The organism is Bradyrhizobium sp. CCBAU 45384 (assembly GCF_028128665.1).
Classification (GTDB): domain Bacteria; phylum Pseudomonadota; class Alphaproteobacteria; order Rhizobiales; family Xanthobacteraceae; genus Bradyrhizobium; species Bradyrhizobium manausense.
This window is the reverse complement of the sequence record NZ_LBIZ01000113.1, coordinates 76588-90883: the sequence shown is the minus strand read 5'-3', so window position 1 is coordinate 90883 and position 14296 is coordinate 76588. Positions and strand designations below refer to the sequence as shown.

13 protein-coding genes and 1 pseudogene are annotated in these 14296 nt (G+C 57.7%); 13 read left to right on the top strand and 1 reads right to left on the bottom strand.

The genetic code is table 11. The features are described from left to right. Nucleotides 1–89: 89 nt before the first annotated feature. Nucleotides 90–1583 (bottom strand): 4-hydroxyphenylacetate 3-hydroxylase family protein, encoded by a 1494-nt coding sequence (locus XH80_RS25150; RefSeq protein WP_271600864.1) that lies wholly within the window; start codon nt 1581–1583, stop codon nt 90–92. A 163-nt stretch (nt 1584–1746) separates the two neighbouring features. Here XH80_RS25150 and XH80_RS25145 point away from each other — a divergent pair, with 163 nt between their 5' ends. From XH80_RS25145 to XH80_RS25095, 13 genes and pseudogenes are all read left to right on the top strand, one after another. Further along, nucleotides 1747–2439, top strand: coding sequence for a DUF2848 domain-containing protein (locus tag XH80_RS25145; RefSeq protein WP_271600863.1), 693 nt, complete (start codon nt 1747–1749; stop codon nt 2437–2439). A gap of 8 nt (nt 2440–2447) precedes the next feature. Continuing rightward, complete coding sequence (locus XH80_RS25140; protein WP_271600862.1) at nt 2448–2840, top strand: cupin domain-containing protein; 393 nt, start codon at nt 2448–2450, stop codon at nt 2838–2840. Between the two features lie 12 nt (nt 2841–2852). After that, nucleotides 2853–3692 (top strand): SDR family NAD(P)-dependent oxidoreductase, encoded by an 840-nt coding sequence (locus XH80_RS25135; protein ID WP_271600861.1) that lies wholly within the window; start codon nt 2853–2855, stop codon nt 3690–3692. 8 nt (nt 3693–3700) lie between these two features. Beyond that, nucleotides 3701–4633 carry an ABC transporter substrate-binding protein gene (locus XH80_RS25130; protein ID WP_271600860.1) on the top strand — a complete coding sequence of 311 codons (933 nt, stop codon included), beginning with the start codon at nt 3701–3703 and terminating at the stop codon, nt 4631–4633. Nucleotides 4634–4642: 9 nt separating this feature from the next. Beyond that, nucleotides 4643–5176, top strand: a complete 534-nt coding sequence (locus XH80_RS44095) for a flavin reductase family protein (RefSeq protein WP_442869174.1) — start codon at nt 4643–4645, stop codon at nt 5174–5176. Continuing rightward, nucleotides 5173–5952 carry an amidase family protein gene (locus XH80_RS44090; RefSeq protein ID WP_442869173.1) on the top strand — a complete coding sequence of 260 codons (780 nt, stop codon included), beginning with the start codon at nt 5173–5175 and terminating at the stop codon, nt 5950–5952. Before XH80_RS44095 ends, XH80_RS44090 begins: the two co-directional genes overlap by 4 nt. Continuing rightward, complete coding sequence (locus XH80_RS25125; RefSeq protein ID WP_333968846.1) at nt 5871–6560, top strand: amidase family protein; 690 nt, start codon at nt 5871–5873, stop codon at nt 6558–6560. The genes XH80_RS44090 and XH80_RS25125 overlap by 82 nt, the downstream gene beginning before the upstream one ends. Before the next feature lie 118 nt (nt 6561–6678). After that, on the top strand, nt 6679–7242 hold the full coding sequence (locus XH80_RS25120; protein ID WP_271600858.1) for a MarR family transcriptional regulator: 564 nt from the start codon (nt 6679–6681) through the stop codon (nt 7240–7242). Nucleotides 7243–7361: 119 nt separating this feature from the next. After that, entirely contained in the window at nt 7362–7652 is a 291-nt protein-coding gene (locus XH80_RS25115; RefSeq protein WP_271600857.1) for a hypothetical protein, read from the top strand. A 203-nt stretch (nt 7653–7855) separates the two neighbouring features. Then, nucleotides 7856–9397, top strand: a pseudogene (locus tag XH80_RS25110) (ISL3 family transposase). A gap of 282 nt (nt 9398–9679) precedes the next feature. Next, nucleotides 9680–9907: a type II toxin-antitoxin system Y4mF family antitoxin gene (locus tag XH80_RS25105; protein ID WP_271600856.1), complete on the top strand. Its 228-nt coding sequence runs from the start codon at nt 9680–9682 to the stop codon at nt 9905–9907. Continuing rightward, complete coding sequence (locus XH80_RS25100; protein WP_271600855.1) at nt 9904–11163, top strand: HipA domain-containing protein; 1260 nt, start codon at nt 9904–9906, stop codon at nt 11161–11163. Before XH80_RS25105 ends, XH80_RS25100 begins: the two co-directional genes overlap by 4 nt. A gap of 1103 nt (nt 11164–12266) precedes the next feature. Next, nucleotides 12267–12659: an avidin/streptavidin family protein gene (locus XH80_RS25095; protein ID WP_271600854.1), complete on the top strand. Its 393-nt coding sequence runs from the start codon at nt 12267–12269 to the stop codon at nt 12657–12659. Nucleotides 12660–14296: the final 1637 nt, after the last annotated feature.

The following is a 14296-nucleotide window of genomic DNA, read 5'->3' as shown; positions in this document are numbered from 1 at the left end:
ATGTAGAGCTTGTCATACACCCTACCCCCCACGGCCATCTTGCTGGAGCGCGTCGGGGACGGGCTCGACCACCCCCAAACGATGAAGCCTCAAAAAGCCTGAAGACCAAGCGCCTTCTCAACGAGCCCAGTCGCCCGCTTGAAATCATAGTTCCGGAACATGTTCTGCTTCACCAAGAATGATGCTCCCCCATAAAACTTCTCGTACTGCTGCTGCCGACTTCCGAACTCCGACCCGATGAAGTCCCAAGCCATACGCATTACGGCAACACGCGTTTTGGCGTCCGCCGCTCCCGACTGCATATAGCGCGCAATATCAGCGTTCATCTCAGCGTTCTCGAAATCCGCTGCCGACGACGGCAACGTAATCATCGCGGCACCGCTCAATTCCCGGATGATCTCTAGCATTCGAGCGTTCAACTCGGATTGCAGGGCCATGATCGAATACAGCGCCGTCTTGCAAGGCCAAAGCACGCCACTGGAATCGATCGATGCCGTCACCTCTTGCGACAGCAGCATGTTCTCGACGATGGAGACGAGCGAAGCCAGCTCGCCCATCTGCACCTGGACCGCCGGATTGCCATCGTTTCCGGATAGCTCATTGATGCGCTTGGCCAAGCCGATCATGAAGCGCAGTTTCACGGTGTAACGGGTTTGAGCTTGACAGTTGCCATAGGCATGAGCCGGCGTCTTCCACCACTGATCCCGGCACACATCGATGTTGCGATGGATGAATACGTTCTCCCAGGGGACGAATACATTGTCCAATACGACGAAGCAGTCAGGCTCATCGAAACGCCCGGACAGTGGGTAGTCGAGTGAATTCGACGCCACCGCGCCGAAAGGGCGCCGCGGATACAGCTTCAGTCCCGGAGCGTTGGCAGGAATCATGACGCCATTAGCGTAATTCTCGTCTCCAGGCTGAAGTGGATGGATGCAGCTAAGATAGATATAATCCGAATATAGACCGCCGGTTGCCAGCTGCTGGGCACCTTTGAGAACGATACCCCCGTCCTTTTCGGACACGATCCCGGCATACAATGTCGGATCAGCTTGCTTGTGAGCCGGCTTGCTGCGATCGATCTGCGGAGGAACGATTGCGTAGCTGGCATAGAGATGATTGTCGCGCATCTTCTCGTAAAAGTTCACTACGTTAGCAGCGAACTGAGCGCCGCCAGTCTTGAAGACCTCCGGAACGGCCGCATAGCCGCAAAAAAAGCCCGCGACGTGATCAGGGGTTCGTCCCATCAGCCCGAAGGTTGCCTCGGCCCACACTTCTGAGAACAAGCGGCGGGCCCGCATGTCTGCAGTCGTCTTCGGGATTTGGTAAGCCCTAAGCACCGGCTGTCCAGTCCTTGGACTGGTAAAGGTCATGCGATCCCTCAGGCGGGGTTCAGCCGCCAGATCAAACAAGCCGGCAATCGTATGGGCCGTTCGAGCTAAAGACGGGTGCTTCGTAACATCCTTTACCAGCTCGCCATCCAGAAAGACCTGGCGCCCATCGTTCAGCGACTCCAGGAAATCGCGACCGGAACGTAGGCCGCCGGCGGATGAAGCAGTAATGCTCTTGGGCTGAGGGTTCACTGGCGAGCTCCATTTGGTGGCAGGAGAAATGTTTTGACATACGTCAGCTAACATAGGTATTCTACTTAGCGTTCGATTTCAACTGAAAAGAGCGGCCCTATCAGCCCATTTGCATTGCAGTGCGCGGATGGGGCCGCGAAGACAACGTGGCGGAGTGGCAGAAGTGACGAAATTCGATGCGCTTATCGTGTCAGAGCGAGGGGGGGCGGCCGATCTCGTCAAGGCGACCATCCGGGATCTGATCATCGCCGGCTGGACCGGCCGCAACGAAGCCGCGCTACTGGCTCACATCGAGGAACTCGAGAAATTGGGAGTACCGCGACCGAAGACGACCCCGATTTTTTATCGGGTCGCCTCATCGCTCCTCACGATGGACGAAATGATTGAAGTCGTCGGCAGCAATTCGAGTGGAGAAGTTGAGCCGGTTTTGATGCGGGTGAAAGAAGGTGTCTGCCTCGGCTTGGGTTCGGATCATACCGATCGCAAGATCGAAACAATTGGCATTACGATTTCAAAACAGTCCTGCCCCAAGCCGATTGGCCGCAGCTGGTGGCTCCTGGCAGACGTCGAGGATCACTGGGACCAACTCCAAATGCGTTCCTACGCTGTCATAAACGGTGAGCGCCGGCTTTATCAAGAAGGATCACTAAAAGCGATGCGACATCCCCACGACCTCATGACCCGTTGCTTTGGTGCCGGCAGCGGGCTGCCGATGTCGACCGCAATGTTCTGTGGAACTTTACCCGTACATGGAGCCATCGAACACGGCGATGCTTACGAGCTGGAGTTAGCAGACCCGGTTCTCGGGAGGGCTCTCCATCACAGCTATACCGTCAAAACCCTGCCAACGGAGTGAGCGCGAATATGTCGAATGGTAAACCGCATCTCGAATTCCACACTCTTGATCTGCAGAGCGGTTGGGAAACACCGCCCGGTTATCCAGAGGGCATCAAGCAGAAGATTCTCGCAAGCGATTTCAACGAAGATGGCAAGACGGGCGGCAGGAGCCGCCTGCTCCGATTCGATCCCGGCGTGTTTACAACCGACCCGTTCGTACATGAGTACTGGGAAGAGGTGTTCCTCATTTCGGGTGACTTGACCGTCGGCAATGACAAATCGGGCAATGGAGGCACTGCATTCGCCCCGAATACTTATGCTTGCCGTCCCCCGGGGGCTTACCACGGGCCGTTCAAGTCAAACGAAGGGTGCATGCTGTTCGAGCTGCATTATTTCAGCGAAAAGCCAACCACTAAATAGGAGCGTGTTTGCATGATATCGCTCAGGGGCAAGACGGCCCTCATTACGGGCGCCGCGCGCGGGATCGGCCGATCAATGGCGGAGGGTTTGGTCGAGATCGGCGCAAATCTTGTTCTTGTCGATATTGACGCACAAGCGCTGACGGCAACAGGCGCGCAACTCAAAGCCATGGGTGGGCGGGTCCTCGTTCGGGCAATGGACGTTGCGGACGCGGCGTCGGCTGAGACGCTGAAAGTTGAGGCGGAGAGACACTTCGGGGGCGTCGACGTTCTCGTGAACAATGCAGCTATTGGGCCTGAGAGCATCTCAAATCGATATCTCGCCGACCGGGCAAAGTTCTGGGAGGTAAGTGACGAGCTCTGGCTCGCTATGCTTCGTGTCAACGTATTCGGGCCTCAACTCATGACTCGAACCTTCGTGAAGCCGATGCTTGAAAACGGTTGGGGGCGAATAGTGAATATCACCACGAGCCTCGACACGATGTATCGCCCCGGCATCGGCAGTTATGGACCGTGCAAGGCTGCATTGGAGGCTGCATCAAGGATCATGGCTGGCGATGTGGACGGGACTGGTGTGACGGCCAACGTTCTGGTTCCTGGTGGCCCGGTAAACACGCGCCAAGTGCCGGCGGAAAACGGCCTGCCAGCCGACAAGTTAATCCAGCCGGAGCAAATGCGTGCCCCTCTGATCTGGCTCTGCTCCGACGAAGCGGATCAAGTCAACGGGCTCCGCGTGATTGCGCGCAGGTGGAATCCTCAGCTGCCGATCGAGCAGCGCCTGGCCGAGGCCAGCGCGCCTGTTGCTTGGCCCCAGCTAGGGGCTCAGTCGGTCTTTCCGTCCACTCTACCGTGAGTATTTGCATGAAAATCGGAGTGCCCGATCTCATTTCGAATTCATACTTTCCGGCTGTCGCGGCCGTCGAGCTCGGAATCATGAGGGAGGAAGGAGTGAATGCCGAGATTGAGCTCGTCTTCCCTGTGGACCGTGCCTACACTGCGCTGCAGAACGGCGGCCTAGATTTTGTTGCAGGTTCGGCTCATTCGGCGCTTAGCGCGTTTCCCGAGTGGAACGGCGTCAAGCTTGTCTGCGCGCAAGGCCAGGGCATGTATTGGTTTCTGGTCATGCGCAAGGATCTCAGCCCGCAGCGGAACGATCTATCGATCGTAAAGGGGCGGAGAATAGGTGCCGCGCCTTGGGTCGATATGGGGCTTCGCCAGTTACTCATCGCCGGCGGAATCGACCTCGAACGGGACGAGGTCCAAATCGCGCCGGTGCCTGGCGCCATAGGAAAGACTGTGAACTTCGGTCTCACAGCGGCTCATGCCCTTGAAAAGGGATTGATTGACGGCTTTTGGGCAAACGGCATGGGTACAGAAACAGCTGTACGATCCGGCGCCGGATCTGTGGTGATCGACGTGCGCCGCGGCGACGGTCCACCAGAATGTTTCAACTATACCATGGCGTCAATCGCGACGACTGAACGGAAGATCGCGACAGATCCACAGCAGGTCGAGGCGGTTGTGAGGGCGATCGTTCGCACCCAGGAGATCCTCAAGGCCGCTCCAGAGAAAGCTGCTGAAGTAGGCGCTAAAGTATTCCCCGCTACGGAAGCGAAGCTGATAACCGATTTAATCCGCCGCGACATTCCACAATATTCGGCAAGAATCTCAAGGACGTTCGTTGAAGGCATGAACGTCTTTTGCCGAAGACTCGGTATTTTAAATGGTGCACCGGCCTACAATGACGTAGTGGCGACGCGCTTTCAATCGTTATGGCAACCGAAAAATACCTAGGTGGGCCAGATGGAAAACTTCGACTCTCGCGCCTTTCGAGATGCTCTCGGGTCATTCGCAACGGGCGTTGCCATCATTACCGCCGAAACGCCTCAAGGACGTCTTGGGGTCACCGTAAGCTCCTTCAATTCGGTATCTCTGGACCCGCCGCTAATATTGTTCAGCTTGTCTCGGCGCGCACTCGGAATAGATCAATGGCGATCGGCCGCAGACTACGGCGTTATCATCTTGCCGGAAGATAAGAAGGACCTCTCGAACCGATTTGCGAAGAGCGGAGGCGATAAATGGGCGGATCTAACGGTCGGCCAGATGCAAAACGGGTCCCCATTGTTGTCCGACTGGCTCGCATACTTCGAATGCGCCGCCTACGCTACATACGACGGAGGGGATCACGACATATTCGTCTGTAGGGTGTCACGGTTCAAAACTCGAACAGCTGGCGCGGGTCCGCTGCTCTTTTTCCGGGGCAGTTACAGCGCTTTGGCGCAAGCTTCCATAGCCCCAGCATCACCGGACATCGATTTCGCCCTCCATGGCTGGTGATATTGAAGCATCCTACGACAACAGTTCAAGCACGAGCTGATTTCGCCGAAAATGGAGGAGCGCATGGCGCTGGCACAAACAATTCGCGCCAAGGTGGAGCATTGCCTCGAGAACGCGGCGAACCCAGGGGCGAAGGCTCCAATACCTTCACGCGAATTTACGCGGACGAGGCGAAGCTTACTGCCGATTATTTTGATCAGGCGCTCGCTCTCGGAATCGAGCTGCCTCCACTGGCCGGAATGATCGCCTCAATTAAGGACCTGTTCGACGTCACAGGTGAGGTGACGCGCGCCAGCTCGCGAGCGAGAACGGGCGAGGAGCCAGCCCCACGCGACGCAGAGATCGTCCGGCGCCTTCGGGAGGCCGGCGCGATTATTGTCGGACGCACGACGATGACCGAATTTGCCTTCAGTGGGCTTGGGCTAAATCCTCACTTCGGAACGACCGCCAATCCATGGGAACGTGACCAACGGCGCATCCCGGGCGGATCCTCGTTCGGCGCGGCAATATCGGTTACTGATCGAATGGCAGAAGTCGCTATTGGGACCGATACCGGCGGCTCGGTGCGGATTCCTGCGGCGCTATGTGGTCTCGTTGGGTTCAAACCGACGGCCCGAACGGTACCCCTGCAAGGAACTCTTCCTCTCTCACCCTCATTTGATTCAATCGGGCCGCTAGCTCCCAGCGTCGGCGAATGCGCACGGCTCCACGGCTGTTGTCCGGTCAGAAGCCTCAGTCGTCCTCCATGGGCCACCCCGCTACCTTCATGGTGCTGAAGAATCGCGTCTTGGAAGATCTCGACGCTCAGGTCGCCAGAACTTATGAGCGAACGCTTAACCTTCTGTCTAATTCGGGATTCAAGCTGATTGAACGCCACAGCAGCGCCGTCGCTCACCTCTCCGAGATCATGCAGGACGGGGGTATCGTGGCTGCTGAGGCATTCGAATGGCATGAAAAACTGCTCGAACGAAGGGGGGCTGCCTACGATCCGCGGGGACGCTCTCGAATAAAAAGAGGTGCTCAACACCGAGCCGCCGACTATATCCGTCGCCTTCAGCTGAGGACGCGCCTAATCTCCGAATGGGAGCGAGAGTTGACAGGATTCGATGCCGTCCTGGCGCCGACCGTGCCGACTATTGCACCCCGAATCCGCGAGCTCGAGACGAGCGACGAGGCGTATTCCCGCGCCAATCTTCTGATGCTCCGAAACACAACTATCGTTAATGCCTTGGACGGCTGCGCGATCAGCCTGCCTTGCCAAGAACCCACAACAGGTCCAGTCGGCCTGATGCTGATCGGCGGTAGCCGTGGCGACTGGCCGCTACTTTCGTTGGCCGTAGGGGTCGAGACCCGCATCAATGCTGTGCGTTTCACGGGTGGGTGACGTTGACATGCCCAATCCGGCAAATATATCTACGTAAATTCACTTACTTACCTTGTGTATCCATGTTATTTGCCAGACTGAAGTAGCCGACTCGCGGCACCGACTGGAAAGATTGGATATGGCAACTAAAGCAAAAAGAGCCGACGAGCGCACCCGAGAACCTGCTCCGTCTCCGGCCCTCACTCCTCAACCACTCGATCTTGAACGACTGAGGCGCCGACGGAACGCGGCAAAAAAATCTCGCGAGGCGGAGAACAAGCACACGTATTTCATGGGAGTGGCAGAAGCTCGCTATGTTCTACGCAAGGCCTTCCGTATAGTCGAGGATCAGGCAAGAGCTTTCGGGATAGACCCGTTGGCCCATCAGGCTCTCATCCAGATCTACGGTAGCGCTGAAATGCATCTGCAGGTAAATCAGATCGCCGCTCGGCTCGATATACCAGCAGCCTTTGCTTCCACGCTGGTGCGGACTTTGGTTGAAAAGGGCTTGGCAGATCGCAGGCGCGACGATCAAGACCAAAGGGTCACATTCGTCGGTGTTACCGACTCGGGAAAAGAGCTCCTCCACGCGATCGACGAGAAGGTGAAGTTTCACGTCGACTACTTCGCTGGTCAACTCACGCCTAGTGAGCGAGAGAGCGCACTTTCAATACTGACGTTCTATGTCGGAGCCAAACTGTAGAGTTGGCCTCACCACCTCCCCCAGGGCGCAGACCCACTTACAGCAATGCGCGCAACGAGATCGTAAGACGGTCCGATCGCGTGAAGGTAAGCCGGACGACGATTCAGAGCTGGGAGAACATGAACGGCGAGTTGCCGCAGGCCGCCGCTAACGTCAAACATATCTGGGATCGGCGGTTGAAGCAGGAATCGCCCCTGCACGGTCCCCTAACCCTGGTCTATGCGACCGCTCCGATGTTCGTTGACCCCTACCGCCCCCACGCTCAGCGAGCGGTCATGATCCAGGAGCCTCACCCGAACAATGCAGCGGTACTCGCCCGCGTGCAGCAGCGCGTCGACTTTCACACGCCGTTTGTGTTGGAGAACGCACGACAGGACGTGTGGAACGCCGTTGAACTCGACCGGGTCTAAAAAGGGGCCGATCACCAGGCTCCCACCCTTCAGAATCTGCTGTACAAAATTTCCGAAGACGTCCGGGAAGGCGCCAAATTCTACGTGCGAGCAGGCGCCAAAACGCCCACACCTGTGTATTTCGGCATGGAATAAGGGCTCTGATTCACTTTTGATGCAGTTTGGAGGATGTCTGGCGCTTTGATTGGGGGAGAATCAGCGCCATGCAGCACGCACTCCAGCGCTCCAATCTGGTACCGCGTGGGTTTGTTGTAGAGAGTGCGTACTGTGAGGGTGATAAGACCGTCATTGCGGTCCGGGCGTCGGGAAGCGTTGGTCTGTGTCCAACGTGCGGAACGGTTCCCCGACGTGTCCATAGCCGATATCGGCGACGTGTGACCGATCTGCCGCTCTCGGGGCGGATCGTCCAGCTCCTGGTTATCGCCCGCCGCTTCCGCTGCGATGCCGTCCTATGCGGGCGCCAAATCTTCACCGAGCGCTTCAGCGATGGCGTACTGGCCCCATCGGCGCGACGCACGACAAGGCTGGAAGCTATCGTCCATCACCTCGGTCTGGCGCTTGGCGGTCGACGCAGGCTTCGCAAAACGGCTGATGCTGCCGGTGAGTAAGGATACGCTGCTGCGCGTGGTCCGACGCCGTAGCCGTCCGCCGGCTGACCCGCTCAGCATTGTCGGCATTGATGATTGGGCCTGGCGGCGCAATCACCGCTCGTCTGCAACCTGGAACGGCGCCGGGTCGTCACCCTGCTGCCGGATCGGGAGCCTGCGACCGCCCAAGCCTGGCTCGCTGCGCATCCGACGATCGCGATTCTCGCCCGCGATCGTGGCGGAGGGTATGGCGAAGCGGCAGCCAAAGCCCTGCCGCACGCGGTCCAGGTCGCGGACCGTGGGCATCTGATGGAGAACACCAGCCGAGCCTTCCTTGATGCCGTTCGCAAATCGATGCGTCAGATACGCAACGTCATCGGTGCGTCCACCATCGATCTCAAATTACTCACGACCGCCGAGCGCCTCCAGTATGAGGGGTATCTGCGCCGCGAGGAGACCAATGCGGCCATCCTGGCTCTGTCGAAGATTGGCATACCGATCAAGCAGATCGTGCGCCAGACTGGCTATAGCAGGAAGCTGGTACGACAGGTAATCCGCGGCGAGCGCAACGATGTATTCCGAACCCGACAAAGTTCGTTGGACTTGCATTTGCCATGGCTCGACGACCAGTGGGCGTCTGGATGTCGAAACGGAGCCGAACTTTGGCGCCGCCTAAAGCCGCGAGGCTTCCGAGGCTCACTGCGCGTCATCAGCGAGTGGGCGACGCGCCGCCGACGAGCTGAAAAGGCTGACACGCAAAACCTTCAACGGATTCCGTCAGCCAGAACAATTGCACGTCTGATGACGATCGGCCGCTGACTTGCTTAGAAAGCGGAGACCGTCACGGTCGCGGCGATCGAAACTGGCGTACCAACCCTGGTCGAGGCCCGTGAGATCATCGCCGAATGCCAGATGATGATCCGGCGCAAGGCTGAGGCGGGCTTCGCCCCATGGATTGAACGGGCCCGCAACAGTCTCGTTGCCTCGTTTGCCAACCGCTTTGCCAGGGATGAAGCGGCGGTCCGGGCGGCAATCACCTCCCCTTGGTCCAACGGACAGACCGAAGGTCAGATTACGCGCCTCAAGCTCGTCAGACGTCAGATGTATGGCCGCGGCAAAATCGATCTGCTGCAGGCCAGACTAATCGGCGCACAATAATCGGGGCTGCACCAAAGTTGCGTCAGAGACCCAGTCGAACGCCGATTGACAGACCGAAAGCATTTTTCCTGCGGAATTGCCTCATTTCCAAGCTTTTTTCCTCCGTTCTGCCGCTGACGACAGCGACGATCTGGAACCCTATTCCCTGAGAGCCATCCAAAAAACGTCCCGCTCGGGACTATCTTGGTTACCGGGTTATCAATTTGCAAAAAACGTCCCGATCGGTTCTTTTCCATGCAGTTTGGTCCGGAACCTGCTAAAATCCTCCCGATAGGGACGATTATGGCGAAGATCGCGACCAGCAAAGGCCTCGGAACTCTGATCCGGGATGAACGCAAGAACCAAGGCCTGACGCAGGAACAGCTTGCGGGCCTGACGGGGGTCGGCGTGCGTTTTGTGCGAGAATTGGAAGCCGGAAAAGAGAGTTGCCAACTCGGTCGCGCACTTCAGGTCGCTGCCGCATTGGGTCTCACCGTCTCGGTTAGCAGCCGCCGGGAGACTCCGCGATGAGCCATCTGCTGGATGTCTATTTCGGCAAGGTCAAGGCCGGCACACTCAGCCAGGAAGAAGCCGGCATGCTCACCTACAGCTATGACGCCGGCTACCTCGCCGGCGAGGCACCTCGAGCAATCTCCTTTTCCATGCCGCTACAGGAGGCCCCCCACCCAGATCGCATTGTCCGTCCCTTCTTTTCAGGTCTTTTGCCCGATGAGGGCGCCCGGCAACGTCTCGCCGGCGCGCTGGGGATTTCCGCAGGAAATGTCTTTGGGCTCCTTGAAGTAATCGGCGGGGAGTGCGCGGGCGCCTTGTCGCTGTATCCAGCCGGCCAGGAGCCTCCCTCGTCCGATGACGACGGCGTCGAGGCATTGACCCCTGCCCGGCTCGAGGAAATTTTGGGCAAACTTCGGGAACGTCCCCTTCTCGGTGGAGAAGAGGGCGTGCGGCTGTCGCTCGCCGGAGTGCAAGACAAGCTTGCCGTTTGTCTTGAGGGAGAGACAATTGGACTTGCCAAGGGAGGCCGCCCGACCACGCACATTCTAAAGCCCTTCATTCAAGCGCTGGAGGGCAGCGTCGAGAATGAATTTTTCTGCCTGCGCCTCGCCGCACGCCTGAAGCTGCCTGTGCCTGACGTCCAGATGCGACGGCACAGGGCCACTTCATTCCTTTTGGTCGAACGGTACGACCGGTCGAGACATGAGGACGGCACCATCTTGCGCCTGCATCAGGAGGATTTCTGCCAGGCATTGAGCGTTCCTCCGGAGCTCAAATACGAGGAAGAAGGAGGACCGGGGACCGAGCGTTCACTAGACCTGATCAATCGCGCCACAGCACGACCGGCAGCCGACCGGCTGCAGTTCATCCGCATGCTGATCTTTCACTATCTCGTCGGCAATGCCGACGCACATGGGAAGAACTATGCCCTGCTCTATCGAGGCGAGGTGCCAGACCTCGCCCCGCTTTATGACGTCGTCTGCACAGCCGCTTACCCGCGTCTGGCAAAGAAGCTCGCCATGGCCATCGGCGGGCGCTCAATGCCGGATACGATTCAGTTGCAGCACTGGCTGACACTCGTTCCCGCAACACGCGGCGCACAACGTCTCCTCATCAAGGATATCAAGGAAACGGCGGACAGCATCAGAAGCGCGGCCGACGGCCTCCTCCTAGAGCTGGAAGAGGCAGGCATCACGCACGCAATTCTGAAGACGATCCGGACCGTCATTGGGACCCGCGCCTCTCATCTGCTGCAAATTGCAGAGAAGGCGTGAGCCAGCGGACGCATGCGATGACCTTCCGATGAATAGCGCATCACCAACGCTGTCGAGCCTGCCGGGAATTTCTTCTTCGCGCGTGCCGCGGACCCACAGAGCCGTCAATCTAGACTGGCCATGGCCGCGGCTCGCGCGGCCGGGAGCGCTACACCTATGAAATCCGCTCAGGACAATCAGCGGTCCATATCAATGCTGCTCAGAGCCTGAATTAGGAATCAGCGGCGCGCCGCCGACCGAAACTGGCCCGTCTGGCTTAGAGGGTTGGACCGCTCGCCTCGCTGGCCTCAAAACGGAATGGGCTGCAGGCGGAGAAGGAGCCGGCAGCGCAGACGCAGCGGCTGAGGCAGCAACGGGTGAACTCTGCAAAGATTCGATCTTCGCGGTAAGCGCCTCGATCTGGTCTGCCATTCGTTTCAAATCGGCTTGCTGCGCGCCGATATTGCGATTGAGTTCTGCAATTTCATCGCTGGCCCGCTGTTGCCCGGATCGAACCTCCAACAGAGCTTCCCTATCGTCACTTGACAAGCCTGGAATTGGCGCTGGTTCATGCGCCGGGGACCTCACCAAAATTGTCTCCATGTTGGTCCAAAGGTAGGCTCCCGCGGCACACAGGCCAAAGGAGGTGACCACGAGGGCGAAGATCCAAGACAAGCGCCGTAAGGATTTGTGCAAAATGCGGTAACTCCGAGGCGCTCGCCTCATCAATCACATCCAAGATTCTCTGCCGTTCCAGACATCGATGCTTCTCGTTCACGAATAATGGGCACCGGTCAAGAGCTGCGGACGACGGTACGGTGCTAAGCGCAAGCTCGCCGGAAGCTCCACTATCGATGTCAGCAATTGCCCTTGCGTCTGGTGATTTAAACTTTTGACGGGCAGCTGACCGACCGATCATGGCTTGGACCTCAGGTGCTATTGTGCACCGGCTAGCAGATGCAGAGCCGCGAAGCTGGAGCGACGTCGAGATCCAGCATGAACTCGTGCATATGCGCCGCAATCCTTTGCTGAACGCGAGATAAGAGCAGCGAACGTCACCTCAGATTGTACCAGACTGGCGATCCATTTTGCTACTTTTAGGCGAACACTCTCGGGGCTTCAATATGAAGAGACTTCTGGCATTTTTGTTGATCGCTCAGTTTTTCTTGGTCGCCGCTCAGGCGGGGGCGCAGGGACTTCCTGCTCCCTCATACTGGAAGAATGAACGGGGCTCGGAACTGTTTGTTTGGTCCGCCAATGGCGGGTCCATCCAAGGGACTTTCACAAACCATGCTCAAGGGTTCGCCTGCCAGGGCATCCCTTATCCCGCTTCGGGAGCCGCCCGTCCAACCGGACTCTATTTTGTTGTTACTTTTGGTCAGTGCAATTCGTTCACCCGGTGGGTTGGAAAGATAAACGGTCTTCAAATGCCAACGTTATGGACGCTGTTCTACGTTGATAAGAGCGGCAAGCCCAGCAAGCTGAAGGGCGCCGATACATTCACGCGCGTATGGTAGTCTTCAGCTTTCTTGCGACGGCGACCTTAGATCGAAAATTCGCGCTCGCGAGTTACGACCTGACGTGAGACGCGCAAGCTCAGCTTAGGAAAGCTCTGGGCTGTCCACGGTTCAGTCAGATTCGATGCTCGACAGCCCGCAGGCCATCCAGGAACGGCCGAGGATTGCATCAAAAGGGTCTCCCCAGGTCTGAAAGGACAGTCTAAGCTTCATCCACATTTATCGGATGATCCATACATCAGCTTTTGTTTTCAGGTTCTTGTTTTGAAGTCCAGCGCGGGGTCCAGCAAGTGCCGTTAAGATGTGCGGCGTTCGTGCTATCGCGTTTGGTTAGAGAAATTGAGTTTTCAGGTCTCGATACTTAAAATTCTCGCCGGTCAGCCGGAAGGCCGTGCGAGCCTCGCCCTACTGAAGGACTACCTGGCGGTGTTCTACACCAGCGGTCCGGAGTGGACGGCTCGTATGAAGCAATTGGCAGAGCGGGCGCCGGATCTCAATATTTTCGGACAAGGGCTGGTCGCGCGAGAACCCGGACAGTGGATCATAACGGAAAAAGGCCAGGCCTTTCTTGCTTTGCTGGAACAGACGGGGCCCCCGGCTTCTCGGGAGCGAGCGCTCGAAGGCAGGGCTGAGAAACCACTCGCAAGTGAGCTTCCCGCGCATGCCCCGGGCCGACAAGACCAACGCGCCAGTCGCAGGCATCGCCGACGTAAGCGCCTGAGGACGCGCGATGGCCGGTCCACCTAGCCCTTTTGCAAGGCTAGCTCCCGACGACGATGTGGCTGCATATGTGCCGCGGCAGCCTCGCGTATGGCTTACACGCAAGACCTTGATGCCTCTGCAAACAGTGCTTGGATCAGCGACCGTATAAATGGAGCGATATTGTAGTGGCCACCGGCATTGTGAAGTGGTTCAGCCCGACAAACGTACTATGGCTTTATCAAGCCGGATGATGGCGACGCCTACGTATTCGTGCACATTAGGCCGTCGAGGAGGCGGGCTACTGAGGGGGGCACCGCTCCGCTTCGAGCGCAAGACTGGTAGCTCGGACAAAATGTCGGCACAAATCTCCGTATAAAATGAATTGCCTCGCCGAGACGGACATCGTTCCGTAATGACCAAGTCATTGCGAGTGATGCGTGCAAATCCTAGCACGCGTTTTGGATACCGGCGTTGGTGGGCACGGTGGATCGGCTGGTCCTCGAATTCGCTGGCCGCGATTCGCGACATCAGCGCGACTACGTCTGCGGATCAAAGCGCATAACGGAATCCTGTAGAGGTTCTCAAGTTTTTGACAGATTTAATCAGGGCGACTAGGTGAAGTTGCGTGGTACACTCGAAGCTGGGCCGGGGTTCATCCTCTTAGATATCGAACCGGAACGAACTCATCTGAGTGGCGATGGATTTTAGATCGGGCGCTTGGGATCTCAAAGCGATCAGCGAAGATCTATCCTCTTTGTTGAGCGCAGCCAGCAGCCAATCGTTTTGAGGATGGAGCTCTTGAGATCAGATGCCACCCAACGTGCCTGGATTAGCAACACGCCTCCGAAAAGAGCCGCGCGTCGGTGAGGATCTACTCAGGCGCTTCAGATGGGAGACCAGATCGATCGACATATGTCTTGACGATTTTCGGTCCT

Coding starts and splice junctions, on each gene's coding strand:
- XH80_RS25140 (WP_271600862.1), top strand. CDS start 2,448: ATGTCGAATGGTAAACCGCATCTCGAATTCCACACTCTTGATCTGCAG.
- XH80_RS25135 (WP_271600861.1), top strand. CDS start 2,853: ATGATATCGCTCAGGGGCAAGACGGCCCTCATTACGGGCGCCGCGCGC.
- XH80_RS25130 (WP_271600860.1), top strand. CDS start 3,701: ATGAAAATCGGAGTGCCCGATCTCATTTCGAATTCATACTTTCCGGCT.
- XH80_RS44095 (WP_442869174.1), top strand. CDS start 4,643: ATGGAAAACTTCGACTCTCGCGCCTTTCGAGATGCTCTCGGGTCATTC.
- XH80_RS25125 (WP_333968846.1), top strand. CDS start 5,871: ATGCGCACGGCTCCACGGCTGTTGTCCGGTCAGAAGCCTCAGTCGTCC.
- XH80_RS25120 (WP_271600858.1), top strand. CDS start 6,679: ATGGCAACTAAAGCAAAAAGAGCCGACGAGCGCACCCGAGAACCTGCT.
- XH80_RS25115 (WP_271600857.1), top strand. CDS start 7,362: ATGAACGGCGAGTTGCCGCAGGCCGCCGCTAACGTCAAACATATCTGG.
- XH80_RS25105 (WP_271600856.1), top strand. CDS start 9,680: ATGGCGAAGATCGCGACCAGCAAAGGCCTCGGAACTCTGATCCGGGAT.
- XH80_RS25100 (WP_271600855.1), top strand. CDS start 9,904: ATGAGCCATCTGCTGGATGTCTATTTCGGCAAGGTCAAGGCCGGCACA.
- XH80_RS25095 (WP_271600854.1), top strand. CDS start 12,267: ATGAAGAGACTTCTGGCATTTTTGTTGATCGCTCAGTTTTTCTTGGTC.